Annotated in this window: 21 protein-coding genes and 1 tRNA gene; 9 read left to right on the top strand and 13 right to left on the bottom strand. The window is 59.1% G+C overall.

All coding sequences use genetic code 11. From position 1 onward, the window contains the following. Nucleotides 1-128: 128 nt before the first annotated feature. Entirely contained in the window at nucleotides 129-1,091 is a 963-nt protein-coding gene (locus WNE31_RS09685) for an acetyl-CoA carboxylase carboxyltransferase subunit alpha (RefSeq protein WP_349979545.1), read from the top strand. A 14-nt stretch (nucleotides 1,092-1,105) separates the two neighbouring features. On the opposite strand, the gene WNE31_RS09680 is transcribed toward WNE31_RS09685, so the two are convergent. Next, entirely contained in the window at nucleotides 1,106-1,756 is a 651-nt protein-coding gene (locus tag WNE31_RS09680; protein WP_349979544.1) for a GntR family transcriptional regulator, read from the bottom strand. 30 nt (nucleotides 1,757-1,786) lie between these two features. Further along, a complete protein-coding gene (locus tag WNE31_RS09675) occupies nucleotides 1,787-2,479 on the bottom strand; it encodes a M48 family metallopeptidase (protein WP_349979543.1) in 693 nt (230 codons plus the stop codon). A 109-nt stretch (nucleotides 2,480-2,588) separates the two neighbouring features. Between WNE31_RS09675 and WNE31_RS09670 the strand changes: the two genes are divergently transcribed. Both WNE31_RS09670 and WNE31_RS09665 read left to right on the top strand, forming a co-directional pair. Beyond that, nucleotides 2,589-2,915, top strand: a complete 327-nt coding sequence (locus WNE31_RS09670; RefSeq protein ID WP_349979542.1) for a TIGR02300 family protein — start codon at nucleotides 2,589-2,591, stop codon at nucleotides 2,913-2,915. A gap of 85 nt (nucleotides 2,916-3,000) precedes the next feature. Next, nucleotides 3,001-3,076, top strand: a tRNA-Ala gene (locus tag WNE31_RS09665). A 118-nt stretch (nucleotides 3,077-3,194) separates the two neighbouring features. Here WNE31_RS09665 and WNE31_RS09660 read toward each other — a convergent pair. From WNE31_RS09660 to WNE31_RS09625, 8 genes are all read right to left on the bottom strand, one after another. Continuing rightward, a complete protein-coding gene (locus WNE31_RS09660) occupies nucleotides 3,195-3,677 on the bottom strand; it encodes an RNA pyrophosphohydrolase (protein ID WP_349979541.1) in 483 nt (160 codons plus the stop codon). A gap of 130 nt (nucleotides 3,678-3,807) precedes the next feature. Further along, nucleotides 3,808-5,148, bottom strand: a complete 1,341-nt coding sequence (locus tag WNE31_RS09655) for a S41 family peptidase (RefSeq protein ID WP_349979540.1) — start codon at nucleotides 5,146-5,148, stop codon at nucleotides 3,808-3,810. Between the two features lie 14 nt (nucleotides 5,149-5,162). Then, nucleotides 5,163-6,290, bottom strand: coding sequence for a murein hydrolase activator EnvC family protein (locus WNE31_RS09650; protein ID WP_349979538.1), 1,128 nt, complete (start codon nucleotides 6,288-6,290; stop codon nucleotides 5,163-5,165). Next, nucleotides 6,287-7,807: a 2,3-bisphosphoglycerate-independent phosphoglycerate mutase gene (gene gpmI / locus WNE31_RS09645; protein WP_349979537.1), complete on the bottom strand. Its 1,521-nt coding sequence runs from the start codon at nucleotides 7,805-7,807 to the stop codon at nucleotides 6,287-6,289. The genes WNE31_RS09650 and gpmI overlap by 4 nt, the downstream gene beginning before the upstream one ends. Before the next feature lie 108 nt (nucleotides 7,808-7,915). Next, nucleotides 7,916-9,961 (bottom strand): hypothetical protein, encoded by a 2,046-nt coding sequence (locus WNE31_RS09640; RefSeq protein WP_349979536.1) that lies wholly within the window; start codon nucleotides 9,959-9,961, stop codon nucleotides 7,916-7,918. Then, the gene (locus tag WNE31_RS09635) at nucleotides 9,958-12,702 is read right to left on the bottom strand and encodes a DUF4159 domain-containing protein (protein WP_349979535.1); all 2,745 of its coding nucleotides are present in this window, start codon (nucleotides 12,700-12,702) and stop codon (nucleotides 9,958-9,960) included. The genes WNE31_RS09640 and WNE31_RS09635 overlap by 4 nt, the downstream gene beginning before the upstream one ends. Next, nucleotides 12,699-13,571 (bottom strand): DUF58 domain-containing protein, encoded by an 873-nt coding sequence (locus tag WNE31_RS09630; RefSeq protein WP_349979534.1) that lies wholly within the window; start codon nucleotides 13,569-13,571, stop codon nucleotides 12,699-12,701. The genes WNE31_RS09635 and WNE31_RS09630 overlap by 4 nt, the downstream gene beginning before the upstream one ends. Continuing rightward, nucleotides 13,568-14,575, bottom strand: a complete 1,008-nt coding sequence (locus WNE31_RS09625; protein ID WP_349979533.1) for an AAA family ATPase — start codon at nucleotides 14,573-14,575, stop codon at nucleotides 13,568-13,570. Before WNE31_RS09625 ends, WNE31_RS09630 begins: the two co-directional genes overlap by 4 nt. Before the next feature lie 67 nt (nucleotides 14,576-14,642). Here WNE31_RS09625 and WNE31_RS09620 point away from each other — a divergent pair, with 67 nt between their 5' ends. Beyond that, nucleotides 14,643-15,239, top strand: a complete 597-nt coding sequence (locus tag WNE31_RS09620; protein WP_349979532.1) for a DUF1285 domain-containing protein — start codon at nucleotides 14,643-14,645, stop codon at nucleotides 15,237-15,239. A gap of 120 nt (nucleotides 15,240-15,359) precedes the next feature. Then, nucleotides 15,360-16,115: a hydroxypyruvate isomerase family protein gene (locus tag WNE31_RS09615; RefSeq protein WP_349979531.1), complete on the top strand. Its 756-nt coding sequence runs from the start codon at nucleotides 15,360-15,362 to the stop codon at nucleotides 16,113-16,115. On the opposite strand, the gene polA is transcribed toward WNE31_RS09615, so the two are convergent. The 3 genes from polA to deoC all read right to left on the bottom strand — a co-directional run bounded on the left by polA (nucleotide 16,112) and on the right by deoC (nucleotide 22,345). Next, nucleotides 16,112-18,919, bottom strand: a complete 2,808-nt coding sequence (gene polA / locus WNE31_RS09610) for a DNA polymerase I (RefSeq protein ID WP_349979530.1) — start codon at nucleotides 18,917-18,919, stop codon at nucleotides 16,112-16,114. The genes WNE31_RS09615 and polA overlap by 4 nt on opposite strands. An 84-nt stretch (nucleotides 18,920-19,003) precedes the next feature. Continuing rightward, nucleotides 19,004-21,340: an aldehyde dehydrogenase family protein gene (locus WNE31_RS09605; RefSeq protein ID WP_349979529.1), complete on the bottom strand. Its 2,337-nt coding sequence runs from the start codon at nucleotides 21,338-21,340 to the stop codon at nucleotides 19,004-19,006. A 12-nt stretch (nucleotides 21,341-21,352) separates the two neighbouring features. After that, nucleotides 21,353-22,345, bottom strand: a complete 993-nt coding sequence (deoC, locus tag WNE31_RS09600; protein ID WP_349979528.1) for a deoxyribose-phosphate aldolase — start codon at nucleotides 22,343-22,345, stop codon at nucleotides 21,353-21,355. Between the two features lie 184 nt (nucleotides 22,346-22,529). On the opposite strand from deoC, the gene WNE31_RS09595 reads away from it, so the two are divergent. From WNE31_RS09595 to WNE31_RS09580, 4 genes are read left to right on the top strand one after another with little or no spacing between them, the layout of a single operon-like run. Next, entirely contained in the window at nucleotides 22,530-23,492 is a 963-nt protein-coding gene (locus tag WNE31_RS09595; protein WP_349979527.1) for a metal ABC transporter solute-binding protein, Zn/Mn family, read from the top strand. 9 nt (nucleotides 23,493-23,501) lie between these two features. After that, nucleotides 23,502-24,308 (top strand): metal ABC transporter ATP-binding protein, encoded by an 807-nt coding sequence (locus WNE31_RS09590; RefSeq protein WP_349979526.1) that lies wholly within the window; start codon nucleotides 23,502-23,504, stop codon nucleotides 24,306-24,308. Nucleotides 24,309-24,321: 13 nt separating this feature from the next. After that, entirely contained in the window at nucleotides 24,322-25,527 is a 1,206-nt protein-coding gene (locus WNE31_RS09585) for a metal ABC transporter permease (RefSeq protein ID WP_349979524.1), read from the top strand. Next, a complete protein-coding gene (locus WNE31_RS09580) occupies nucleotides 25,524-26,450 on the top strand; it encodes a metal ABC transporter permease (RefSeq protein WP_349979523.1) in 927 nt (308 codons plus the stop codon). Before WNE31_RS09585 ends, WNE31_RS09580 begins: the two co-directional genes overlap by 4 nt. Nucleotides 26,451-26,453: the final 3 nt, after the last annotated feature.

Below are 26,453 nucleotides of genomic sequence, written 5' to 3'. Positions count from 1 at the left end.
TCCTTGCCGACTCCATCCGAAAAACCACGACTTAATGCGCCAACCGGCCATGGCGATGCGCACAATCCATTGCATTCGGCGTGCCGCAAGGTCATATACCTAGCCGCAGCACCCAACCGGAGAGCGACATGACCAACTACCTCGACTTCGAAAAACCGCTGGCCGAAATTGAAGGCAAAGCAGAAGAACTGCGTGCGCTGGCACGACAGAACGAGGAAATGGATGTCGCAGACGAAGCCGCCGCGCTTGACCGGAAGGCGGCCGAGTTGCTGGAAGAACTTTACAAGGACCTGACACCGTGGCGTAAATGTCAGGTGGCCCGCCACCCGGACCGCCCCCATTGCAAAGATTATATTGACGCGCTGTTCACCCAATACACTCCCCTCGCCGGGGACCGGAACTTTGCCGATGACCATGCAGTCATGGGGGGCTTGGCCCGGTTCAACGACAAGCCCGTCATCGTGATCGGCCACGAAAAGGGCAACGATACCAAATCCCGGATCGAGCGGAATTTTGGCATGGCGCGACCCGAAGGCTATCGCAAAGCCATTCGCCTGATGGAAATGGCGGACAAGTTCAACCTGCCGGTGGTGACGCTTGTGGACACCCCCGGTGCCTATCCTGGCAAAGGTGCAGAAGAGCGCGGCCAATCCGAGGCGATAGCGCGCTCGACCGAGAAATGCCTGCAAATCGGCGTACCGCTTGTGTCGGTCGTGATCGGCGAAGGTGGGTCGGGCGGGGCTGTGGCCTTTGCCACAGCCAACCGCGTCGCCATGCTCGAACACTCGGTCTATTCAGTCATCTCACCCGAAGGCTGCGCTTCGATCCTGTGGAAGGATTCCGAGAAAATGCGCGAGGCCGCTGAAGCCCTGCGCCTGACCGCCCAAGACCTGCAAAAGCTTGGTGTGAATGATCGCGTCATCCCCGAACCCAAGGGCGGCGCGCATCGGGACCGCCCTGCTGTAATCGAGGCCGTCGGCAAGGCAATTGGCGAGATGCTGAACGAGTTGGGCGAACAAAGCCGAAAGAAGCTTGTCAAAGCGCGGCGAGAGAAATTCCTAGAGATGGGCAGCAAGGGGTTGGCGGCCTGAGGCCACCACCCGTGTTAACGCGCCAACATCTTCAGTCCCTGCGTTACATCCGACCGGACAGCCAGACGCAGCCCCGGCTCATCCCCGGCTTTCAATGCCGCGATGATCAGCCGGTGAAAATGCGGCGGCTCTTTCTTGCGTAATTTTCCATAAAGTGCACGCATGGTGGGGCCGAGCTGCAACCAGACAGTTTCGGCCATCGCTAGCATCGCTGGGGCCTGCGCCCGCAAATAGAGCGTTCGGTGGAATTCGAGGTTTGAGCGAATGTATCCAACCGCATCGCGGCTTTCGACAGCCTCGGCAACGGTTCCATTGATCGTCTGCAACCGGTCGATCAGCGCCATATGTGCACGCGGCAGGGCACGACTGGCCAGTTCGACCTCGATCAAGGCGCGCAGGGCGGCCAGTTCCTCGATCCGTTCGCTTGAGAGTTCGGGCGTGGATACGCGCCCCGAGCTTGACAGGAACAATGCCCCTTCGGCCACCAGACGGCGTACCGCCTCGCGCGCCGGGGTCATCGAGACCTCGTATTCCTTGCCGATACCGCGCAGGGTAAGGGCCTGCCCCGGTTCGATTTCGCCATGCATGATACGAGTGCGCAAACGCCGGTACACCCTGTCATGTGCAGAGCTTGAAGAGTCCTGGGGGCGGGTCTGGGTCAACATGGCTTAAATGTGATCACAAAACCGCGCCTGTCAATCACCAAATCTGAAGCGATGTAAAAACGCGCTGTTTTCGCGCAACCAGTTCCGCTGCTCCTGATAGGGGCCGTGAATGTCCTCGACCGTTTTCCAAAAAGCCGCAGAATGATTCATTTCCCGCAAATGCGCGACTTCGTGGGCGGCGACATATTCAAGGACTGCGGCGGGTGCCATGATCAGGCGCCAACTGTACATCAGCGCCCCGGCTGACGAACACGAGCCCCAGCGCGACCGGGTGTCCCGCATCGTGAGGCGTGTGTAAGGCCTACCTACGCGTGCTGCGTATCGGTCAGAGGCGGCAGCCAGCCTGTCGCGCGCCATTTCCTTGAGAAACACCTGCGCACGCGCCGCCATGCGGTCTTCGGCCCCCGGCACAACAAGGGTGCCGCCCTCGACCCGCACGCGGCGTCCGGTTCCGGCAACAAGCTGTAACGCTCGTCCTTCAAACGGCAAGTCTACGCCGACTCCAACAACAACTTGATCGGGGTGTTGCGCCAACTGCTTGCGCACCCAATTCGCCTTTTCATGCGCAAAGGCCACGGCCTCGGCTTTATGCGCACCTTTGGGCAATGTCAGCGTCACCCGACCATCGAGTCGGGACACCCGCAAACTGATGCGGCGCGCCCGAGCAGAGGGGCGCAGAATCACTTCGATCGGCGGAGACCCGGGGATTATAAGGTGCTGCATCTGCACTCCTGTAGGGTTTAGGGAACGATACCCTTTGACACGCGCCATGTCTTATGGCAGTTGGCCCGAACCGTCGACAAGACTCATGAGAATCTAAAGGGGATTTCCCATGCCCAAAGAAGAATGGGGCGTCAAGCGCCTGTGCCCGACCACTGGCAAACGTTTCTACGACCTGAACAAGAATCCGATCGTTTCGCCCTATACCGGCGAAGCACTTGAGATTGATGCCGGTAAAACCCGCATGATCGAAGCGGATGCCGAAGACGCCGCAAACCTGAAAGCCAAGGCAGGCGACATCGCGGAAGAAGCGGACCTGCTGGATGATGACGACAACGTTGATCTGGATCTGGAAGATGATGTTCTGGACGACGACGAAGACGACAATGTCTCGCTTGACGAGATTGCCGACGTCGCATCGGATGACGAAGAAAATTAATTTGTTGGAGCGGGAATTTTTCGCTTGAACCCGCTCCGACATACGCCTAATTAGGCGCGCACAGACCAAACGGTCTGACTGGTTAGGGGCCTTAGCTCAGTTGGGAGAGCGCTACAATGGCATTGTAGAGGTCAGGGGTTCGACTCCCCTAGGCTCCACCAAAACTCCTTCCAGATACCGAAAACCAAACCGATCATCCTAGATCGTTTGTTGTTCTTTGCGTTCGATATGTCGGGGATTGGGCGACTGGCCGCCGCCCTGCCACAGCCTGAAAAAACTTCAGAGGTGCTTGCCCAGAGCGTCGACAACCTTCTGGTAAACCTCGCGTTTGAACGGGACGATGTTCTCGACCAGATCTTCAACAGGTAGCCAGCGCCATTCCGAAAACTCGGGGTGGTCGGTTTCAATGTTCACGTCCCTGTCTTCGCCGTTGAAACGCAGCAGGAACCATTTCTGCTCCTGTCCCTTGTACCGCCCCTTCCAAATGCGGGGCACGATGTCGTGGGGCAGGTCATAGGCAATCCACCCGTCGGTTTCGGCGATCACCGACACCAGCGAGACGGGCACACCGGTTTCTTCTTCCAACTCGCGCAGGGCTGCGTCACGCGGCGTTTCGCCCTTGTCGATGCCACCTTGGGGCATCTGCCATGCGGGTTGCTCGCTATCTTTACGTTGCCCGACAAAGGCGTGCCCCTCGGCGTTTACAAGCATCACGCCCACGTTGCGGCGATAGGGCAGGTCGGCGATTTGTTCGGGTGTCATTGCGGCCTCTCGAATATGAATGCACATGTCCTAAATCACACGCGTCGCAGTCGCAATTCGAGATTGAAAGCCCCCCCAAAAGAAAACACGCCCCGCAGAGGAGGCGTGTTTCAGAGACGTCTGAATGCCGTTACTCAGTCGGACCAAGCGCCGAGAGCCCCTTCAAGATATCAATCGCATAGGCCAGCTGGTAATCATCCTCTCGCAGCTTGGCGGCCTTTTCCGCCTTGGCGCGGTCTTCCTCGATCTGGCGAATCTCGTCTTCGGTCAGGCTGTCGTTATTGAGGCTACCACGCAGGTCGGCCTCGGACCGGCTGCGATTGGTCGACGTGGCTTCTTCTTCCTCTTCGCTGACCGGTTTGCGCCGCGGCTGTTCCACCACGATATCTGGCGACACACCAAGCGCCTGGATCGAGCGACCGGACGGGGTGTAGTAGCGGGCAGTGGTCAAACGCATCGCGCCTTCACCGCGCAGCGGCATGACCGTTTGCACGGACCCCTTTCCGAAACTCTTGGTGCCGACGACGATAGCACGGCGATGGTCCTGCAGGGCACCGGCGACGATTTCAGAAGCAGACGCAGACCCGCCATTGATCAGCACCACAATCGGCTTGCCATTTGCAAGGTCACCGGGAGTGGCGTTATAGCGATCCCCATCTTCTGGGTTGCGGCCACGGGTCGAAACGATTTCCCCTTTTTCGAGGAAGGCATCGGACACCTTGATCGCCTGGGTCAGAAGACCGCCGGGATTGTTGCGTAGATCAAGAACGATGCCGTTGATGTTTTCCTCACCGCCAGCTTCTTCGATCTGTTTCTTCAGTCCTTCTTCAAGGTTCGGATAGGTCTGGTCGTTGAAGGTGGTAATCCGCAGAACCGCTGTATTGCCCTCGGTACGGGCACGCACTGCGGTCAACTTGATCGTGTCGCGGATGATGGACACGTCGAAAGGCTCATCTTCGCCTTCGCGTGCCACGGTGATCACGATTTCGGAACCAACCGGGCCGCGCATCATGTCGACCGCTTCGTCCAGTGTCAGGCCCAGAACACTCTCGCCATCGACATGGGTGATAAAGTCTCCCGCCTCGATCCCGGCCGCATCCGCCGGGGTGCCGTCAATGGGCGAGACCACTTTGACAAAACCCTCTTCCTGCGTGACTTCGATCCCGAGACCGCCGAATTCACCCTTGGTCTGAACACGCATGCTCTCGGCATCATCGGGCGACAGGTAGGAAGAGTGAGGGTCCAGCGATGTTAGCATACCATTGATAGCCGCTTCGATCAGTTCACCTTCTTCGACCTCTTCAACATATTGTGCGCGGATGCGTTCAAAAATGTCCCCGAACAGATCCAGCTGTTCATAAAGGTTCGAGTTGTGGGCGTTCTGCTCAGCCATGAGGGGGCCCGCGATTTGCGTGGCGGCCACCACCCCGGCCAACGTGCCACCAAATGCAGCTGCGACGAATTTCTTCATAAAGTCTTCCATCCTTATTCCGTGCGGAACCACTCGGCTGGGTCCACCGGTTTATTATTCTGTCTCACTTCCATATAGAGCGTTTCTGGACGCGCGTTTCCAGTACCATCACCAGACTGTGAGAGAATTGCGCCGATTTCTGCGTCTTCTCCGCCCATCAGACCAACCGGGGAGCCTTCAGGAATGACCTGACCGGTGGCGCCAAAGACAGTTTGCATGCCTGCTAGCACAAACATCATATCCGACTGCGGTTCGAGAATCATCACGTTGCCATAGGTCAGCAAGGGCCCGACATAGCGAATCGTTGCTGCGGTCGGCGACACCACAAGAGCATTGGGCCGTGTAGCCAACAAGATGCCGGGGCGCCGGATGCCTGCGGCATCGGCCTCGTTTGCCTTGCGCAGGATACGCGCCTCGACCGGAAGTGTGAGGTTACCTTTGCGACCCCCAAGATCTGCTGGCACGGCGGCGGGAACGTCCGCTTCCTGGATGTCCGTCAGGCCGCTGGCGAACCCTTCCAGCGTTTCGGTCGACGCGATCAACAAGGCGGTCTTGACCGGATCCTCCAGAAACCGCTGCGGCAGGTCTGTCCGGTCGGCAATCGCCTTGCTTAGTTCCGTGCGCGCGGTCTGCACGCCAGTCATGCCCTGTTGCAGCTTTTCAGCGGCGCTCTGCTGCAAGTCCCTCAGGATCGCGACCTCTTCAAGATTGGTACGCAACTCTGCGGTCCGCGCTTCGAGCGCAGGCGCGATATCAGCAAGTATCATGCCGGATCGGGCTGTACCCGTGGGGCCCGCAGGGTGCAACAGCATGGTCGGAGGCGGCCCGGCGCCCATGCTTTGCAACACGCCCAACAAACGGGCGATATCCTGTTCTTGCGACTGTAACTCGCGACTGATCTGGGCTTCGCGAATAGCGGCGCGACGCAACCCTTCCCGCAAGGCGGACAATCCGGCCTCGTAGGCCTGCACCGTATCCGTCAGAGCCGCCACGCGATCACGTGCGCTCTCGGCCGCATCAAGCGAGATCGCTGCCTCTTCTAACTGCGCGGCGGCCGCGCGCGCTGCCGTCGCCGTGTCGGTTTCGGCACGCGCCACCCCGGCGATCAGGGCTAAGGCGATCAGCAGCGCAACAGGTTTCATCGTTGGATCAGACTCACTCCGGTCATTTCCTCGGGCTGCTCCAATCCCATCAGATCGAGAAGCGATGGCGCAAGGTCGGCCAAACGCCCAGCCCCGATCCCCGCCCCTTCAGGACCGTTGAACAGGATTACTGGCACGAGGTTCGTCGTGTGCGCAGTGTGTGGGCCACCGGTTTCAGGGTCAACCATGACTTCGCAGTTCCCATGATCGGCGGTCACGATCATGGTGCCCCCGGCCCTGGTCAATGCCTCGGTCACGGCGGCCAGACCTTCATCCACAGCCTCGCAAGCTCGCATGGCCGCCTCGAGGTCGCCGGTGTGCCCTACCATGTCAGGGTTTGCATAGTTGGTGACGATCAAATCATAGCCTTCTTCAATTGCGGACACGAAATGCTCGGTCACTTCGGCTGCGGACATTTCGGGTTGCAGGTCGTAGGTCGCTACCTTGGGCGACGCCGCCATGTACCGGTCTTCGCCGTCTTCGGGCTGTTCCTTGCCGCCGTTCAGGAAAAAGGTGACATGCGGATATTTTTCGGTCTCGGCAAGGTGGAACTGGCGCAATCCCTGTTTGGCCACCCATTCGCCCAGCGTGTTGACGATTTCCTGCTTGGGGTAGGCTGTGGTCATGTAGGCGCAATGATCGTCCGAATAATCCACCATGCCCAGCAAACCGGCCCAGGCAGGGCGTACCCCGGTGTCAAAGGCGTCAAAGCCGGGCTGGCCAATCGCCATTAGGATTTCCCGCGCCCGGTCTGCACGGAAGTTCAGACAAAAGAACCCATCGCCATCTTTCGCGCCGGCATATCCGCCGATCACGGTTGCGCTGATGAACTCGTCCGTTTCGGATCTCTCGTATGCGTTCGAAACTGCTTCGTGTGGGGTGGCTGCGTGCAGCCCCTCGGCCTTGATCCATGCGGCATAGGCTTCGGCCACGCGTTCCCAGCGGTTGTCACGATCCATTGCGAAATATCGGCCAGTGAGCGTGCCGATCACCGCGTTCTGCGGCAAACGCTCGGCAAGTGTTTCCAGATAAGTGAAGGCCGATTTCGGGGCCACGTCGCGCCCGTCGGTGATGGCATGCAACACCACGGGCACACCTGCGTCGGCCACGGCTTTGGCGGCGGCGAGGATATGTTCTATATGACCGTGTACGCCTCCATCCGAGATCATGCCCATCAGATGCGCTGTCCCGCCCGTTTCTTTCAGCCGTCCGATAAATTCGTTGAGCGCGGCATTTTCGAAAAACGATCCGTCTTCGATCGCCAGATCAATCTGCCCCAGATCCATCGCCACGACGCGACCTGCGCCGATATTGGTGTGTCCAACCTCGGAGTTCCCCATTTGGCCAGACGGCAGCCCGACATCCGGTCCATGCGTGATCAGCGTTGCATTGGGGCAGTTCGACATCATCGCATCGAAAGTCGGGGTATGCGCAAGCGCGGGGGCGTTGGCTTCGGTGGTGTCGCTCAGGCCCCAGCCATCAAGAATACACAAAACAACGGGTTTGGGTGTGGTCATCGTCTGCCGCTCCAAAGGATTTTTGGGCGTTCTAGCTTGCCCAGTCCAAAGGGGGAACCGATTTCTGGAATCCTGCAGCGATATGCCCGGGGTTTAGGCCTGAAACCGCTAGCGACGCCCCTCGCGCAGCCAGCCCCCCAACAACAGGGCAGACAAAAGCAACAGAACCAGCCATTGTGGCAACAGGGCGACCCGGGCGACATCGGTCACATCATAGGCCTCGCGCGGGGTAATCCCCATCCAGCCACGGCCTGCGGCGGGGCGGCCCATCCGGACCGGTCGGATTGTGGGCAATCCATCGTCAATCGCGAAGCTGCCGCCGCGCCGCTGTTCGATCGCGGGGGCGAGCACTGCTGCCGTCGCGATGGTTTGTTCAAACTCGCGGGGGGCTGCCGGGCCCAAGCCGATTACGGCAACCTGGTCTCCATTCGCAAGGCGGTACAGGCCAATATCCTCGCCAGCATAGCGCGCCTCGAAATGGCCGGGACGTGTTTCCACCAAATCCACCATGACCGTTTCGCCCGACGGGGTGACGATCTCGACCTGTCCCACCTCTTCGCTAAGCGAACGCCGCATGATACGCATGGTTTGCCCAGTTGCCTCGGCCCAAAGCGCCTCTTCCTCCAACTCGGGTTCACCCATCATCCAATGCGCCAGACGCCGCAGGAGTTCAAGCTGCGGCCCCCCGCCTTCGAAACCACGCGCCCAAAGCCATGCCTGATCCGACGCGAGTAGGGCCACACGCCCCTCCTCCACGCGGTCTAGCACCAGAAGCGGGCGGCCGCCTGCACCGTTCAGGACCACATCCCCCTGTTCAACCTCAATCTCGATCTGGCGCATCCACCGTCCCCACGTTTCCGCGTCCGGCAGGTCAACCGTCACGGGATGGCGCTGCCCAAGATCGGACACCTTCGGCGCAAAAGCCTCGTCCAGGACTCGCGCGGTCGGGCGCGCGGGCATGATCTGCGACAATGGCGAGCGATACAGGCTATCGGCACTCGCGAAGTCCGGACCAGCCGAGACAAGCACCGCCCCGCCCTTGCGCACATATTCGGCCACGTTGTCGAGATAGAGCGCAGGCAGGATGCCACGCCGCTTGTAGCGGTCAAATATTATCAGGTCGAAATCATCGATTTTTTCAAGGAACAACTCGCGGGTCGGGAAGGCGATCAGGGACAATTCGCTGACCGGCACACCATCCTGTTTTTCTGGCGGGCGGAGGATGGTGAAATGAACAAGATCGACCGACGCATCCGATTTGAGAAGGTTACGCCATGTGCGGCCACCCGGATGGGGTTCCCCACTGACAAGCAACACCCGCAAACGGTCGCGAACGCCATTTATCTGAACCAAGGCGCTGTTGTTGCGGTCAGTCAACTCTCCTTCGGCCATTGGTACTGTGAACTGAAGCACGTTACGCCCGCCATGCGGCAGTTGAACAGGCAGTTCCACATCGCGTCCCAGTGGCACCGAGAAACTCTGTGGGGGTTCGCCATCAACAGACACCTCGACACGTACCATGCCGTCGTTCGAGATTGGTGCATTCCCGCTGTCCTCAATGCGCAGCGTCAGTACAACCGGTTCGCCGAGAATTGCAAAAGCCGGGGCATTGCGCAGGATCAGGCGCCGGTCCCAATCCGTATCCAGCCCCGAATGGAGAAGGTGCAGCGGTGCGGGCAGGTCTGGCATGGTCGACATGTCGTGCACCTGCCCGTCACTCAGCGCAAAGATTCCGGCGATGCGGGCGCGTGGTTCGCGTGACAAGGCGTCATTCAGGGCCGCCATAAGTTCGGTCCCCGCATTCCCCGCACCGTCTGCCACATCAATCCGGCGCAGTTCCGTGTTCGGGCGCGTGCTGACTTGGGCCGCCAGCGCATCAGCGGCGGCACTGGTGCGGGCCTGCCTGTCGTCAAGGTTCTGGCTTGCGCTGTTATCGACCAGCATCAGAACAATGTCGGACAAAGGCGCACGGTTTTCGCGGTGCAGGACAGGGCCACCCAGCGCGATGATCACAACCAATGCCGCCAGCCCCCGCAATGCCCACCCCGAAAGCCCGCGCCACCACGCGTAACCAACGGCCAGCGTTGCCAGCATCGCAAACCCTGCGATCACGGCAATGGGTAAAAGCGGGTCAAAGATCACCTCTGCATTCATTGGCCCAACCTGTCCAACAAAGCAGGCACATGAACCTGATCCGATTTGTAGTTGCCGGTCAGCACATGCATGACCAGATTGACCCCAAAGCGATAGGCCAGTTCGCGCTGGCGTTCCCCAGCGCGCCCCCGACCCACCGGATAAAGGGCATTGCCCCGCCGGTCGATCGCCCATGCCGAAGCCCAATCATTGCCGCCAATCACCACCGGCGTCACGCCATCATTCAGGTTCCGAAAGGGCATACCTTCAACCTTCTCTGCGTCTGCGGGCGCGGCCTCAACCCAGACATCGTGGCTCGCGTATCGACCGGGATAGTCCTGTAGCAGATAGAACGTCCGGGTCAGGACGTGGTCATCCGGCAATGGCTCAAGTGGCGGAATATCCAAAGGACGCGCCAGTCGCTGCAGCTTGCGCCCGTTAGGGCTGGCCGTGCCGAAGCGTGCCACATCAGCATCGCGTGTATCAAACAGGATCATCCCGCCAGACCGCAAATAGGTGTTCAGTTTGACATAAGCCTCATCCGACGGGATCGGTTGATCAGCGCTGATCGGCCAATAGAGAAACGGATAGAACGAGATTTCATCAGTTTCGAGGTTTACGGCGGCAGGTTCGCTGGGTTCAACCGAGGTTCTGAAAAACAAAACTTCAGACAGGCCACGCAACCCGTCCTGCGCCAGAGTGTCCAATCGGGCATCACCGGTCACGACATGTGCCAGCGCCAGTTCACGGGTGTCCGCAATGGCGCGCTCTTGCTGTGCGTCAGCAAGCGATGGGGATAGCAGCAAGAGCATCGCAATCGGCACAACCCGTGCGCTGAACAAACGGCCGGAGACCAGAAGCGACGCAAAGATGTCGAGCATCATCAAGCCAAGCGCCGTTGCCAGAAAAAGGCCACTCAGATCCCGGACCGGCGCGGCGCGATATTCTTCGATTTGTGTGCCAACCGGCCAGTTCGCAGGCTCCAAGGTGTCGCCGTCACGCAGAACATTACGCGCTATGAGCTTATCCCCGTTGCGATACAGGCCGGGGCGCAGGGAGGGTCCGATTTCAGCGTTTGCCAACAAATCCCCGTCCACGCCGCCAAGTGCGCTTTGCTGCTCGAACCGGCCAAACCCGTCGAGTACCTGAACGGGCTGCCATACAAGTCCGCTGAGGCGGGTTTCATCATCGACACCCACGGCGCTTAGCACCGCCAAACGGTCCAGCATCTGCACGAACAGTCCCGACAATGGTAGACCAGACCATTCGGCATTGGCCGTGACATGGAAAAGAACCACCTGTCCTTGATCAATGGTTTTGCGTGTGACGAGGGGGGTGCCATCTGTCAGCTCGGCGATCACACGATCGGCAAGCGTGGGATCAGGTTGCGCGACGACCTGCGCCACGACCTGTACATCCTCGGGCACGGGCAGGCCAAAGAACGGGCTGCCATCGGGGAAAGGTGCAACCGATTTCGGTTCACCCCAGCTCATGGCGCCCCCGATACTGCGCCCACCTGATCTCAGGCGAACCGGCATCAATGGATCCTCGTCGGCGACGCTGACCCCGCTGGCTGCCATGACCGGACCGGCAAATCGCAGCAGAAGACCGCCTTGCGACACCCATTCCAGCAGCATGGACTGCTCGGCCGGTGACAATACGGCGATATCCGCCAAAACAACCACATCCGGACTGGCGGGCAAGACCTCCGACAGCGGACCTTCGATCACATCTGCATTGGGTTCAAGCGCCTGACGCAGGTAATGCAGTGGTGACAAAAGCTCGAGCCCTTCCCGATCTTCACGCCCCGAGATCAGTGCAACCTCTCGGCGCCGCAAACTATCGTCAGAAAGGCTGACCGCGCCGGCGCTTTCCTGCCCCAAGATCGAAAAGCGCGAAATACGGCTGCGTAACTCGGCTGGCAGCGACAGTTCGCTGGTTGCCACTGTGGCACCCGCCTCGAAGCGGACCGGCACCGTGGCCAGAATGCGTGCCGTGCCGGACGGATCAAGCCCGTGCGCCTGAACGGTTAGCTCGGCGGGGCCAGTGCTACGGCTGCGATAAAGCGAAAACTGCAACACGCCTTCTTCGAAGGTCACGGGGCCAAGCCCGAAAACCCCAGCCGGGTCTTCAATCACGCGCACCTTGCCCCTGCTTTGCAAGCTGTTCAAGAGGCCGCTGCGATCCACCCCGCCAAGGCCATCGGACAGCCAGACCGTGTCGAAGGCCACATCTCCAAGCTGCCCAGCAAATTCTGCAAGATCTTCCTGATCAACGCGCCATGGCATCGGCAGCAGACCGGGAAGGCGGTTCTTGATTGAAGACGCGGGCTGAAACTGAATGGGTAGGGTGTCGGTCAAACTGACCAGCGCCGCCTCACGTCCCTCACGCGCGGCATCATCAAGCAAACCTTCGATTACGACAGACTGACGCCGCCAATTCTCGGCAGAGGCCCAGCTTCCATCCAGAAGGAACAGAACCGGCGCGTCACTGTCTTTTGGGGAAGTCGGGTTCAACAATGGGCCTGACAACCCAATGATAACCGCTGCCAATGCGAGGGATCGCAGCAGCAACAACCACCAAGGGGTGCGATCCGTTAAACTATCGTCGTCGCGCAGCCCCAACAGCAGAATGACGCCCGGGAACCGACGCTTCACGGGTGCGGGCGGAATTGCCCGCAACAGGAACCAGATCACGGGCAGAGCCAGCAGACCCATCAAAACCCAAGGGGCTGCAAAACCTATGGGCACTCCAAAAGTCACAGCCGCCGCTCCATCGCCCGGAATAGCCACAAAAGCGCGGCCTGCGCGGATTGCGCCGTGTCATGCACACCAAATTGCCAACCTGTGGTCCGGCACAGCATCTGCAAGCGGTCTTTTCGCAGCGCCAGCCGTTCAAGATACCTGTCGCGCAGGTCCGAGGCCTTGCGGGTCTCGTGGCTGACGCTATGCCCCATGCTTTCAAAGATGGCGCGCCCCTTGAAAGGGAAGCTCTCCTCCGCAGGGTCGAGGACCTGGAACACAACGCCGCGGATACCCCGGTCCGCAGCTTTGAGCAGCGCGGCTTCGGTCGCTTCGAATTCCCCTAGAAAGTCGGATACGAACAAGGCCCGTGCATGGGGCAGCATCGCCCTTGCCTCTGGCGTCCCATAGTCGCCGCTTTCCTTCTGCAATAGCATTTCCGTGAGGCGCAGGATCTGGCCTTCTCCGCGACGGGGCGGCAGGGAGGTTCCGGTCAGGCCCACACGCTCGCCCGCGCGGATCAACAGGATTGCGATGGCCAACGCCAACACGCGGGCGCGATCCGCTTTACTGGGGCCCGTGTCGGCAGAAGCAAACTGCATGGAAGGCGACTGATCGACCCAAAGCATGACCGATTGCGCGACTTGCCATTCACGCTGGCGCACGAATTGGCTGTCGCTGCGGGCCGACCGGCGCCAGTCGATCATGCGCATGCTGTCTCCCGGTTGCACCGGGCGATATTGCCAGAAATCGTCTCCCAACCCGGACCGTCTACGTCCATGTTCACCCAGCAGCACGGTGCCTGCCAGATGCTCGGCCTGCGCCAGCAACGGCGGCAGACGCGCGGCTTCGCTTTCCGCGCGAGTCCTTAGTTGGGAAGGGGTATTCACGCGGCGGCCCCCATGCCGGTGATCCCGTGCAGTGTCTCGGAAATGAGATCCCCCACGGTTTCCCCCCGGGCGCGGGCTGCAAAGGTGAGCGCCATCCTGTGGCTCAGCACCGGAACTGCCATTGCCGCTACGTCCTCGGCGCTGGGGGCAAGCCGCCCATGCAAAAGCGCCTGCGCCCGCGCGGTCAGCATGAGGGCCTGTGCAGCTCGCGGCCCCGGCCCCCAAGCCACAGTTTCCCGCACGGCTTCGGACGCGCTGGGTTCATCGGGGCGGAAAGCCCGCACGATATCGAGGATCATTTCGACCACGCTTTCACCCACGGGCATCCTGCGCAACAGGGTTTGCGCAGCGATCAATTCTTCCGCCTCAAACACCTGATGCGCAGCCTCTTCCTCGACACCGGTTGTTGCCAACAGGATGTCGCGTTCCGTGTCGCGGGTAGGGTAAGGCACATCGATTTGCACCAAGAACCGGTCAAGCTGGGCCTCGGGCAACGGATAGGTGCCTTCTTGTTCGATCGGGTTCTGCGTGGCAAGAACATGGAACGGTTTGTCCAGCGGGCGATCTTCGCCTGCAACTGTCACCGTGCGTTCCTGCATCGCCTGAAGCAGGGCAGACTGCGTTCGGGGACTAGCCCGGTTGATCTCGTCCGCCATGAGCAGCTGACAAAAAATGGGGCCTGGCACAAAGCGGAATTCGCGCGCGCCGCCTTTGCCCTTTTCCAAAACCTCGGAACCCAGAATATCGGCGGGCATCAGATCAGGCGTGAACTGAACGCGATTGCCATGCAGCCCCATAACCGTGGACAATGTGTCGACCAGCCGCGTCTTGCCTAGCCCGGGCAGACCAATCAGAAGGGCATGCCCCCCGCACAACAGTGCGGACAGCGTCAGGTCAACCACCCTCTCCTGTCCGATAAAGCGTTTCGTGATCGCGTGTTTTGCCTGACCCAGCTTGTCACCAAGCGCCCCGATTTCGGTAACCAGTTCGGCGTCTTCGGTCATGACAAATCTCCTGCTTCGTCTATATTCTACAACAACTCTATCGCGCCCAGCAAAAATGGCAAAAACAATGAGCGGACAAATTCCCGTGAAACCCGGTGCCAACGACATTGCAGCCTCGGCACGCGCCGCCACCAAGGGCACAGGAATTCCTCCGGTTCATCTTTGGAACCCGCCCTTTTCCGGCAATATGGATTTGCAAATCCTGCGGGATGGCCGTTGGATTCACGAAGGTGGCGAAATCCGCCGACCCGAACTCGTGAAGCTCTTCGCCTCGATCCTCCGCAAAGATGGGGATGCCTATTTCTTGGTCACACCTGTCGAAAAGGTCGGGATTATGGTAGAAGACGCGCCCTTCGTGGCGGTCGACGTGGATCAGGATGGTGAAGGCGAAGGTCAGGTTCTGACATTCACAACCAACGTCGGAGACAGTGTTGTCGCGGGTTCAGAAGCCCCGATCCGCGTGGAGTTTGGGGCAGAGGATGAACCCGCCCCCTATGTTATTGTCCGGCGCAACCTTGAGGCACGGCTTGATCGCAAGACCTTCTACCGCATGGTGGACTTTGCTACTCAGCGCGTCATCGAAGGTCAGGACTGGTTCGGGGTATGGTCAAGCGGGACCTTCTTCAAATTGATGCCATCTGAAGATCTAGAAACGCTCGAGTAGGCTGATGGTGTGTCGGGAAAGATAAAGTTCGGCAAATTCTTTCCTATTCCAACAACCTGGACATTCTGACCTTTTCGTTGGCCACACGTTCCGATAAGGGGTGACGCGAAAGGACGTCACATGCCAGTTTTCGCAGCTAACCTCAGCATGCTTTTTAAAGAGTATCCGTTCCTCGAACGCTTTGCCGCAGCGCGACGCGCCGGATTCGAGGCCGTTGAAATCCTGTTTCCCTACGACATTTCCGCTCGGGACATTCTCAAAGCCTCAGAATCCGCAAAGATACCGATCATCCTAATCAACACCCCGCCGCCCAACTGGGCCGGAGGGGATCGTGGATTTGCCGCAATTCCGGGGGGACAGGACCGTTTCCGGCACGATTTCAAACGCGCACTGCGCTATGCTGAGGTGTTGGGGGCCAAGATGGTGCATATCATGTCAGGCGTGGCAGATGGCCCCGAGGCCATGGCCACCATGATCGATAATCTGGCATGGGCGACGGATTGGGCACCCAAACAACTACTGACCATTGAACCGATCAACCCCCTCGACATTCCGGGCTATTTCCTGAACGATTTCGATCTTGCCGCAGACATTCTGGATGCTGTCGCTGCACCCAATCTCGCGCTTCAGTTTGATGCCTATCACGCCCAGCGCATCACGGGCGACGTGATCGGGACTTGGCAGGCGCATCGCCCCCGCATCGGACATGTACAGGTCGCCGATACGCCCCGGCGCCATGAGCCCGGGACAGGCGAGATTAATTTCGCGGAATTCTTTTCCCAGCTGGACGCGGATGGATATCAAGGTCACGTGAGCGCCGAATACCATCCGAAACAGTCCACCGAGGCGGGGCTTGGCTGGCTGAAGCGCAGCTAGTGCGCTTCGGCCCAGTTGGGCCCGTGCCCCGCATCCACGACCAGCGGCACGTCCAGCTTGAGAACGGGGGCCGTGGCCCCTTCCATCACTTCGCGCGCTACGGCTACGGTGTCCTCTACCGCGTCCTGATCCACTTCGAAAATCAATTCGTCGTGCACCTGCAAGAGCATCTTGGCGGGCAGATCGGCAATGGCATCAGGCATCCGGATCATGGCCCTGCGGATGATATCCGCAGCCGTGCCCTGAATCGGCGCGTTGATGGCAGCACGTTGCGCAAACCCCGCGCGCGGTCCCTTGGCGTTGATCTCGGGCATGTGAATCTTGCGCCCGAACAGGGTCTGGACATAAAGGTTTTCCTTGGCGAAGGCCTTGGTCGCGTCCATATAGTCGCGGATGCCCGGGAAGCGTTCAAAATAACGGTTGATGAAATCCTGTGCTTCACCTCGCGGAATCCGCAAGTTTCGGGCAAGACCAAACCCGGAAATTCCGTAAATCACACCAAAGTTGATCGCCTTGGCACGGCGTCGCACCTCGGGCGTCATTTCGTCCAAAGGTACGCCGAACATTTCCGAGGCGGTCATAGCGTGAATGTCCTGACCGTCGCGAAACGCTTGTTTCAAGGCGTCGATCCCGGCCATTTGTGCCAAAATACGCAATTCGATCTGGCTATAGTCAAGCGAGATCAGCGTCTTGCCTTCCTCGGCGACGAACGCCTCGCGGATGCGGCGGCCTTCTTCACTGCGCACCGGAATATTCTGCAGGTTCGGGTCGGTCGAAGCCAAACGCCCCGTGTTGGCCCCGGTCTGCACGTAAGACGTATGAACCCGCCCCGTATCGGGGTTGATGTGGTCCTGCAACGCATCGGTATAGGTCGATTTCAGCTTGGACAATTGCCGCCAGTCCAGCACCCGCGCGGGCAAGTCGTGGCCTTGGGCCGCAAGATCCTCGAGCACGTCGGCCCCCGTTGCATAGGCACCTGTTTTGCCTTTCTTGCCCCCTTCGATACCCATTTCATCAAACAGGATTTCCCCAAGCTGCTTGGGGCTTCCCACGTTGAAACTGCGGCCAGCCAGTTCATGGATTTCCGCCTCAAGCGCGGCCATTTTCTGGGCAAAGGCGTTGGACATCCGGCTAAGAGTATCACGGTCAACCTTCACCCCGTGCATTTCCATCTGCGCCAGCACCGGCGACAGAGGACGTTCTAAAGTTTCATAGACCGTTGTCACCTTTTCACGGTGCAGCATGGGTTTGAATTTTTTCCACAGGCGCAGGGTAATGTCGGCGTCTTCCGCAGCATATTTAACAGCATCTTCAATTGGCACCGTGTCAAAGGTGATGGCCGAACGCCCCGACCCCAAAAGCGATTTAATTGGAATGGGCGTATGCGAAAGATAGCGCTCTGACAGTTGATCCATACCGTGCCCATGCTGGCCAGCGTGCAGCGCATAGCTCAGCAGCATGGTGTCATCTATCGGCGCAACCGTGATGCCGTAGCGCCGCAGAATTTTGCAATCGTACTTGGCGTTCTGGAAGATTTTCAGCACGGACGCGTCTTCAAAAACAGGTTTCAGAACCTCCAGCACCTCGTCCAGCGGCAATTGCCCCTCGGCTAACTCATCACTACCGAAAAGGTCGTCGGATGCCCCCTTCTTGTGCCCGACGGGGATATAACATGCCTCTCCTTGCTCAACAGACAGGCAAATTCCGACTAGGTCGACGACCATCTCGTCCAGACCCGTAGTCTCGGTATCCACCGCGACGTATCCCTTTTTAACTGCTTTCTGGGCCCACACCTCAAGCGTTGCCCGATCCTTAACCCATTCATAAGCGTCGGGATCAAAGGGTTTGTCCTCGGGCGCATCGGTGGTGCCTGAGCTTTTCGCTGGCGCATCGGGGATAACGGGGGCCTCGACGCCGATCTGGTCCGCAATCCGTTTGGAAAGCGTGCGAAACTCCATCTCGGCAAGGAAGGTCATCAGGGTTTCCGGATCAGGGTCTTTAACCTCCAGATCTTCCAGCGTGAAGTCCAGCTCCATCTCGCAGTCAAGCTGCACAAGGCGTTTGGACATTTCAATCTGCTCACGCTTCTCGATGAGGGTCTGGCGGCGCTTGGGTTGTTTGATCTGGTCTGCCTGATCAAGCAAGTCTTCAAGGCTACCATATTCATTGATCAACAAAGCAGCGGTCTTGATCCCAATGCCGGGTGCGCCTGGCACGTTGTCCACGCTATCGCCGGCAAGGGCCTGCACATCGACCACCCGCTCGGGTCCGACACCGAACTTTTCCTGCACACCGTCGCGGTCGATGCGTTTGTTTTTCATGGCATCAAGCATCTCAACACCATCTCCGACCAACTGCATCAAGTCCTTATCCGAGGAAATGATAGTACAGCGCCCACCTGCCGCGCGCGCCTGACAGGCTAGCGTGGCAATGATGTCGTCCGCCTCGAAACCTTCGATCTCTTTACAGGCGATGTTGAACGCCTTTGTGGCTTCGCGAGTCAGCGGAAACTGGGGCACAAGATCCTCGGGCGCTGGCGGACGATTGGCCTTGTAAAGGTCATAGATCTCGTTCCGGAAACTCTTGCCGGAATAGTCAAAGATAACCGCCGCATGCGTGGGCGCATCAGGGCCGGTGTTTCCTTCGACATACCGATGCAGCATGTTGCAGAACCCAGCGACTGCCCCGATAGGCAAGCCATCAGATTTGCGCGTGAGCGGTGGTAGTGCGTGATATGCCCGAAAGATGAATGCCGATCCATCGATCAGATGCAGATGGCAACCTTTGCCGAACCCGTTTTCCATGTCACGCCTCCTGTTCCGGTCCCCTGTTTTGACATGCCTCAGAATGGGGGGCCAGACACAAAAGCAGATTCCGAGACTATGGTCTTATTCTCCGTAAGGAACCCAGATATTCTTTACCTCGGTCGCGGCTTCAAGAAACGCCCGGCTGTGATCCGCGAACCAGTCGCGGCTGCGGGCATTGTTCACCCATGTCCGTTTCAGATTGCCTGCACTGGCATTTTCAATCTCGCGGCTGAGATCACTTGAGGAAAAGCTCCAAACAGCGTCGATATCTAGGTGGCTGGCCAGCGGCTTGGCAAGGTCGGAATGTGGGCCTGTCAGGATGTTCACCACCCCTGCGGGCACGTCCGAGGTATCCAGAACCTGATAGAAATCGGTCGCCGCAAGAGGGAAGGGTTCGGACGCTGCCAGGATCACCCGATTGCCCATCGCGATTGCAGGCGCCATTACCGACACCAGCCCCAGAAGCGGGTTTTCGTCCGGGCAAAGGGCCCCGATCACCCCAACAGGTTCCCGCATGGCAATCGCCATGCCGCGGATCGGCACATTGTGCACCTGCCCGTCGAATTTATCTGCCCAGGCCGCCGCGCTGAAAAGACGGTCAATTGCGGCATCGACTTCACGCCGCCCATTCCGCGCACCGGTCAACGCATTGATCCGGCCTGCGAATTCATCCGACCGGGCCGACAGATTTTCAGCGATATAGTAGAGGATCTGCGCCCGTAGATGTCCGGTAGTCTTACTCCAGGACTTCGCGGCTTGAGCAGCTTCGACCGCGTTGCGCACGTCTTTACGGTTGGCAATGGGGGCCTGCCCCAGCAATGCGCCCGACTTTCCATATATCACGGTAGAATATCCGCCGTCAGGACGCGCCTGTTTTCCACCGATATAGAGCTTCGGCGTCCGGTCCAAAGGATCACTTGGCCCCTTGCTGCCCGAGAACGGCGCCACTGGCGTCAGAGGCTTGGCCGCGCCCTTGGGCCTGGTATAAGCTGACAGACCTTCCCATCCCCCTTCGCGGCCAAATCCGCTTTCTCTCATACCACCAAATCCGGCGGCAGCGTCGAACAGGTTGGCCGCGTTCACCCAGACCACGCCCGCCACAAGTTTGGGCGCAATATCCAGCGCCAAATTGACGTTCTCGGTCCAGACACTTGCCGCCAGACCATAGCGCGTATTGTTGGCCAGTTGCACCGCCTCTTCCGGCGTACGGAACGTGGTTGCAACAAGCACAGGCCCAAAAATCTCTTCCTGCATCAGGCGCGAAGACGGCGACAGGCCCGTGATCAAAGTGGGCGGATAGAAACAACCCTCGACCGGCATCTCGACCTTGGCTCGATACACGTCGCCTTCGCTATTGGCTTCGACCATATCGGTGATGGTTTGCAATTGGACTGGGTCCACGACCGCGCCGACATCGATGCATTTGTCCAGCGGATTTCCGAGGCGCAGGCCGTCCATGCGGGCTTTCAGCTTGCTGTAAAAGCGATCAGCGATGCCTTCCTGAACCAGCAACCGCGACCCCGCGCAACAAACCTGTCCCTGATTGAACCAGATCGCGTCCACAAGGCCCTCAACTGCGCTGTCGATGTCTGCGTCGTCGAACACCACATAAGGGGATTTCCCCCCCAGTTCGAGTGTAAGGGATTTGCCCGATCCAGCCGTCGCTTCGCGGATCTTGCGTCCGACCTCAGTCGATCCGGTAAAGGCGATCTTGTCGACATCCGCTCCGACGATCATCTCGCCCACGCTGCCGTCGCCGGTCACGATATTCACGACCCCTTTCGGCAGCCCCGCTTGCTGACAGATATCTGCGAACAAAAGCGCGGTCATAGACGTATATTCCGCCGGTTTCAGGACAACGGTGTTTCCCATCGCCAAGGCGGGCGCCACTTTCCAGGCCAGCATCAGAAGCGGGAAGTTCCAGGGGATGATCTGCCCACAGACCCCAAGCGCCTCACGATCCGGCAATTCGCTCTCCATCAACTGGGCCATGCCAGCGTGATAATAGAAATGCCGGTGCACCAATGGCACGTCGATGTCGCGGCTTTCGCGGATAGGCTTGCCGTTGTCCAAGGTTTCAAGCACGGCAAACAGGCGTGCATGTTTCTGGATAAGGCGCGCAATGGCATAGAGGTATCGCGCCCGACCATGCCCGCTGAGTTTTGCCCATTTGCCCTGTGCCTTGCGGGCGGCTGCCACGGCGGCCTCCACATTCTGTAGCGAGGCTTGCGACAGGGTTGCCAAGGTTTCGCCATTGGCGGGATTACGGCTTTTGAAATCGCTGGTGGGGCTGGTCCACGCGCCGTCGATGAAATGGCCAAACTTGGCCCCTTGATCGACGATCCACGCCAAAGCATCTGCGGCGCTCTCGGGGGCGGGTCCGTATTCCATGGATTGATAAAGGTCTTTGACGCTCATTGATCTGTCCTGTCAGCCCATTGCGTGGCGGTAAGCGGCGGAATAGGCGCCAGTGACGTGGTGTTCCAACTGGCGCTCAATATCACCCAGAAGCGACGAGGCGCCAAAGCGGAACAGATCCGGTTCAAGCCAGCGGTCGCCGAGTTCGTCTTTCATCAATGCGAGATAGACAAGCGCATCCTTGGCCTTGGAAATTCCACCGGCAGGCTTGTACCCGACACGATATCCCGTGCTTTCGTAATAATCTCGAATGGCGCGGATCATAACCAGGGATACGGGCAAGGTAGCATTCACGGCTTCTTTGCCAGTCGAGGTCTTGATGAAATCCGCCCCCGCCATCATGCAGACAAGCGATGCGCGGGCGACATTGCGCAATGTGCCCAATTCGCCCGTCGCGAGGATGGCCTTTACGTGTGCTTCGCCACAGGCGTCGCGAAAGGCGCGCATCTCGTCATAAAGCGCCTGCCAATTTCCCTGCAGAACATGACGACGGGAGATTACGATATCGATTTCACTTGCACCGGCGGCAACACTTTCGTGAATTTCGGCGACCCGCAGATGAAAGGGCGACAACCCCGCCGGAAAACCCGTCGAGACAGCGGCTACAGAAATGCCGATGCCGTCCAGCTCCGCAACTGCCGTTTCAACCATGTCGTGATAGACACACACAGCACCTGTATGCAGCCCCTTCATCCCGAGCGCATCCAGAAGATCGGGCCGCACAGGCTGAGCCGCTTTGGCACACAAACGACGCACTCGTCCCTCGGTATCGTCCCCCGCCAGCGTGGTCAGGTCGATGCACGAAATTGCCCGGCACAACCACGCCGCCTGATAATCCTTTTTGACCGACCGGCGCCCCGGCAAGGTCTGCGCCCGCCGTTCAATGGCTGAGGTGTTGGCTTGCACTTTGCGGACCCAATCGAGATCAAGATCCATACCCGGATTGCGCGGCTCAACCGCCTGCGGAAGTTGGTGACTTGTTGGGGTCGCAGTCTTTGTTCGCATGGTGCTGTTTCCCGATACCGTTTCGCCGCAACCGTGTCATGCCCACATGTCGAAGGCAAGAATTCGCGCGGCGTCAATGCCACCGGAGTAGGCAGACCCGGAACTTTAATTGAGAACAATTCTCAATTGCATTGACTTTGTTGCGAATGGCTCTCATATTCAATCTCACCAATAAGGAGGTGACATGCGACTCTCTCGTCGAGGTTTTCTGGCTGCAGGGCTTTTCGGAGCCGCTTCGCTGGCGACTCCTGTTTTTGCGCAAACAAAACTGTCTGTGGTGGCAACCACGGGCATGATCGCGGATACGGTGCAACGTATCGGAGGGGATCACGTTGACGTTCAGGGCCTCATGGGGCCGGGTGTTGATCCGCACTCTTACCGTCAAACTCGGACTGATATCCTAGCCATGACCCGCGCCGACCTGATCCTGTGGCACGGCCTTTACCTTGAGGCGCAGATGGAGGAGGTGCTTCAGAAGCTGGGCGCCCGCAAACCTGTCTTTGCTGTGACAGATCAAATCCCGCAGGATTTGCTGCGCCAGCACCCGGACTATGACAGCAAATTCGACCCGCATGTCTGGATGGTGCCCGCACTTTGGAGCCATGTCGCGACGCGTATCCGTGACATTCTAATCGAACAGCGCCCGGAACTGAGCGCCGAATTCCAACAGAACGCGAACTTGTTCCTGAGTGATTTGCAAAAGATGCAAGGCTTCGCGGAAACCACGCTTGCCACTATTCCGCAAGAGGCCCGGGTACTGGTAACGGCGCATGACGCCTTCAGCTATTTCGGGCGAGATTTCGGCTTTGACGTCATGGGCATCCAAGGGATTTCGACCGACTCAGAAGCGGGGCTGAACCGTATTGGCGAATTGGTGGATATCCTTGTCGAGCGCAAGGTCAGCGCAGTTTTCGTGGAAAGTTCGGTCAGTGATCGCAGCATTCGCGCCCTGAAAGAAGGCGCAGCCGCGCGCGGCCATGAAGTTCTGATCGGGGGCGAGCTGTTTTCCGACGCGATGGGCACGCCGGGCACCTATGAAGGCACTTATTTGGGCATGATCGACCACAACATCACGGTCATCGCCAGCGCCCTTGGCGGCTCAGCCCCCGCCCGTGGCCTGAACGGCAAATTGTCTGCCGGGTTCTAGGAGACACCAATGACACTCGAACTGGCTGCAAATTTTGGCCATGCGCCCAGCGCCGAACAACTTGAAAACAGTCCGCTCGCGGTGCGGGGCCTGTCTGTCTCCTATGGGCAGAAACCGGTTGTCTTCTCGGTCGACATGACGGTCCACGAAGGTTCCATGACAGCAATCATTGGCCCCAACGGCGCCGGCAAATCGACCCTGCTGAAAGCCGTGCTCGGCATCGTCAAACCGCTGTCCGGTCAGACCATGGTTTTTGGCAAATCCCTTAAGACCCAGCGCAACCGCATCGCTTATGTGCCGCAGCGCGCGAGTATCGACTGGGACTTTCCGACCCGCGTTCTGGATGTGGTTTTGATGGGACTTTACCACGAATTGGGCCTGCTGCGGCGCGTTCGCCAGCACCACATCGACAAAGCTCGTGCTTGCCTTGAACGGGTAGGCATGACGGAATTTGCCGATCGGCAAATCGGGCAGCTTTCAGGCGGCCAACAACAACGCGTGTTCCTGGCCCGTGCACTGGCGCAAAATGCCGACCTGTACCTTCTGGATGAACCTTTTGCCGGAGTGGATGCCGCTACGGAAAAAGCGATCATCCGCGTGCTTAAAGACTTGCGCGCCGAGGGCAAAACCGTGGTTGCAGTACATCACGACCTGTCTACCGTACCCGAATACTTTGATCGTGTTTTTATGATCAGCACTCGCAAGATTGCCGAAGGCACGGTTGCTGACTCCTTTACGACCGAAAACCTCGACAAGACCTATGGCGGGCGGCTGGCGACGGCTCATGTAGATCAATTGGGTCTGGCTACGGGATAAGGCGGGTTTCACCATGTTATGGGATGCCATCTTTCTCCAGCTAGGTTATAATGCCACGCTGGTTACAATCGGTGCATGTTTCCTTGGTATTGCGGCGGGCGTGACCGGAACATTTCTATTCCTTCGAAAACGTGCCCTCGTGAGCGATGCAATCAGCCACGCGACACTGCCCGGTGTGGCACTGGCGTTCATTGTCATGGTGGCGATAGGCTCTGACGGACGCAATCTGGCTGGTCTGCTGTTGGGGTCTGCCCTGTCGGCCTGGATCGGCCTGTTATGCGTTGGTTGGCTGACACGGCAAACCCGCCTTGCGGAAGACGCCGCGATCGGGGCGGTTCTGTCGGTATTTTTCGGGTTCGGCATTGTTCTGCTGACCGTGATCCAATCCATGTCTTCGGGTCGGCAAGCGGGCCTTGAGGGCTTTTTGCTTGGATCAACAGCCGGGATGCTGTGGAACGATGCCCTTCTAATCCTCATTGGAGGGGCAGCGACGCTGGCTGCAGTTTTGGCTTTCCGGCGGCCGATGGAGCTTGTGGCCTTTGATCCCGAGTTTGCAGCGGCCAGCGGCCTAAACGTGCCACGGATCGACCTGATCATCATGTGTCTTGCCATGGCGGTCACCGTGGTCGGCCTCAAGATCGTGGGATTGATCCTGATTGTTGCAATGCTGATCATTCCACCGGTGACAGCGCGGTTCTGGACCGAACGCACGGACCATGTCGTACTGATCTCCGGAACTGTCGGAGGGCTTGCGAGCTATCTCGGGGCGGCGCTATCCGCAACCGCCCCCGCGCTGCCGACAGGCCCCATTATTGTTCTGGTAAGCTTTGTTTTCTTCGCGCTCTCTCTCTTGTTCGCCCCGAATCGTGGGGTGTTGGCCGCGGTTCTGCGCCACCGCCGCTTTCAAAATCGCGTGCATTTGCGTCAGGGGTTACTGGCGCTCGCGCAAGGGCAACCGATTTACGAAAAGCTGACGCTTCGGCTTTTGACGCGCGCGGGGCTTGCGCGACCGGATGGTGTGGCTACCGACGCGGGCCGTGCACGTGCGGCCAAGGCACTTCGCGACGAAAAACGGTGGGAGATCGTGCGGGCCGATCATGCCTTTGAAGGCGCGGCGGCGCTGTATGACGGTTTGCGCGAAATCGAGACCGTTCTGACCGCTGACCAGATTCAGGAAATAGATGCCCGCATGGGCGGACCAAAAGGGGTGAGCGCATGAGCGGTGAAGAATTTGTGCCATTGTCGCTGACACCCCTTCTGATCGGGACCTTCGCAGCCATTGCATGTGCGCTGCCAGGCAATTTCCTTGTGCTGCGGCGTCAGGCATTGATCGGCGACGCCATCAGCCATGTGGTGCTGCCCGGCATTGTGGTGGCTTTTCTGATTACCGGCGCGGTCTCGACATGGCCGATGATGTTTGGGGCGGCGGGCGCGTCATTGCTTGCGGTTGTGATGATCGAGGCGATCCGGCGCTTGGGGCGGATCGAACCCGGCGCTGCGATGGGGGTCACGTTCACCTCGATGTTTGCCGCCGGCGTTTTGCTGCTGGAGCAATCCAACACGTCGAATGTCCACCTTGACGTGGAACACGCCCTTTACGGCAACTTGGAAAGCCTGATCTGGTTGGACGCCGTGGGCTGGCAAAGCCTGCTGGATCCAGCCGCACTGGCCGCGCTGCCGGATGAACTGATCCGGATCAGCGTGACCCTCATCGTCGTATCGGCCTTCGTCTGGCTGTTCTGGCGTCCGCTCAAGCTGTCCACCTTTGACGAAGGGTTTGCACGAACGCTTGGGGTCAGAACGGAGCTCGTCGGGTTGTCGCTTGTCATTCTGGCCGCGATCGCAGCCGTGGCTGCCTTTGATGCCGTGGGTTCGATCATCGTAATCGCGATGTTCATTTGCCCCCCAGCCGCGGCACGACTGATGACAAACCGTCTGGAAGTCCAGATCTCCTGGAGCATTCTCTTTGCCATCCTGTCGGCCGTGCTGGGATATATCCTCGCCGGATATGGTCCCTTGTGGCTGGGCGCGACCAACGCCGTCAGTGCGGCGGGTATGATCGCGACAATCTCGGGCATCATCCTTGCCTTGACCGCGATTTTAGGCCCCTGCCGCAAGCGCAACGGCAGCCCAGCAACTTAACGT

Source organism: Shimia fortis, assembly GCF_040225985.1.
Taxonomy (GTDB): domain Bacteria; phylum Pseudomonadota; class Alphaproteobacteria; order Rhodobacterales; family Rhodobacteraceae; genus Shimia.
This window is presented reverse-complemented; position numbering and strand designations above follow the sequence as displayed.

What these genes read in the sequence shown, in the direction of transcription:
- WNE31_RS09655 (WP_349979540.1), bottom strand. Translation starts at nt 5,148, where the DNA reads ATGAAGAAATTCGTCGCAGCTGCATTTGGTGGCACGTTGGCCGGGGTG.
- WNE31_RS09685 (WP_349979545.1), top strand. Translation starts at nt 129, where the DNA reads ATGACCAACTACCTCGACTTCGAAAAACCGCTGGCCGAAATTGAAGGC.
- WNE31_RS09625 (WP_349979533.1), bottom strand. Translation starts at nt 14,575, where the DNA reads ATGACCGAAGACGCCGAACTGGTTACCGAAATCGGGGCGCTTGGTGAC.
- WNE31_RS09580 (WP_349979523.1), top strand. Translation starts at nt 25,524, where the DNA reads ATGAGCGGTGAAGAATTTGTGCCATTGTCGCTGACACCCCTTCTGATC.
- WNE31_RS09675 (WP_349979543.1), bottom strand. Translation starts at nt 2,479, where the DNA reads ATGCAGCACCTTATAATCCCCGGGTCTCCGCCGATCGAAGTGATTCTG.
- WNE31_RS09595 (WP_349979527.1), top strand. Translation starts at nt 22,530, where the DNA reads ATGCGACTCTCTCGTCGAGGTTTTCTGGCTGCAGGGCTTTTCGGAGCC.
- WNE31_RS09585 (WP_349979524.1), top strand. Translation starts at nt 24,322, where the DNA reads ATGTTATGGGATGCCATCTTTCTCCAGCTAGGTTATAATGCCACGCTG.
- WNE31_RS09640 (WP_349979536.1), bottom strand. Translation starts at nt 9,961, where the DNA reads ATGAATGCAGAGGTGATCTTTGACCCGCTTTTACCCATTGCCGTGATC.
- WNE31_RS09605 (WP_349979529.1), bottom strand. Translation starts at nt 21,340, where the DNA reads ATGAGCGTCAAAGACCTTTATCAATCCATGGAATACGGACCCGCCCCC.
- WNE31_RS09620 (WP_349979532.1), top strand. Translation starts at nt 14,643, where the DNA reads ATGAGCGGACAAATTCCCGTGAAACCCGGTGCCAACGACATTGCAGCC.
- WNE31_RS09650 (WP_349979538.1), bottom strand. Translation starts at nt 6,290, where the DNA reads ATGAAACCTGTTGCGCTGCTGATCGCCTTAGCCCTGATCGCCGGGGTG.
- WNE31_RS09660 (WP_349979541.1), bottom strand. Translation starts at nt 3,677, where the DNA reads ATGACACCCGAACAAATCGCCGACCTGCCCTATCGCCGCAACGTGGGC.
- gpmI (WP_349979537.1), bottom strand. Translation starts at nt 7,807, where the DNA reads ATGACCACACCCAAACCCGTTGTTTTGTGTATTCTTGATGGCTGGGGC.
- WNE31_RS09615 (WP_349979531.1), top strand. Translation starts at nt 15,360, where the DNA reads ATGCCAGTTTTCGCAGCTAACCTCAGCATGCTTTTTAAAGAGTATCCG.
- WNE31_RS09680 (WP_349979544.1), bottom strand. Translation starts at nt 1,756, where the DNA reads ATGTTGACCCAGACCCGCCCCCAGGACTCTTCAAGCTCTGCACATGAC.
- deoC (WP_349979528.1), bottom strand. Translation starts at nt 22,345, where the DNA reads ATGCGAACAAAGACTGCGACCCCAACAAGTCACCAACTTCCGCAGGCG.
- WNE31_RS09590 (WP_349979526.1), top strand. Translation starts at nt 23,502, where the DNA reads ATGACACTCGAACTGGCTGCAAATTTTGGCCATGCGCCCAGCGCCGAA.
- WNE31_RS09670 (WP_349979542.1), top strand. Translation starts at nt 2,589, where the DNA reads ATGCCCAAAGAAGAATGGGGCGTCAAGCGCCTGTGCCCGACCACTGGC.
- polA (WP_349979530.1), bottom strand. Translation starts at nt 18,919, where the DNA reads ATGGAAAACGGGTTCGGCAAAGGTTGCCATCTGCATCTGATCGATGGA.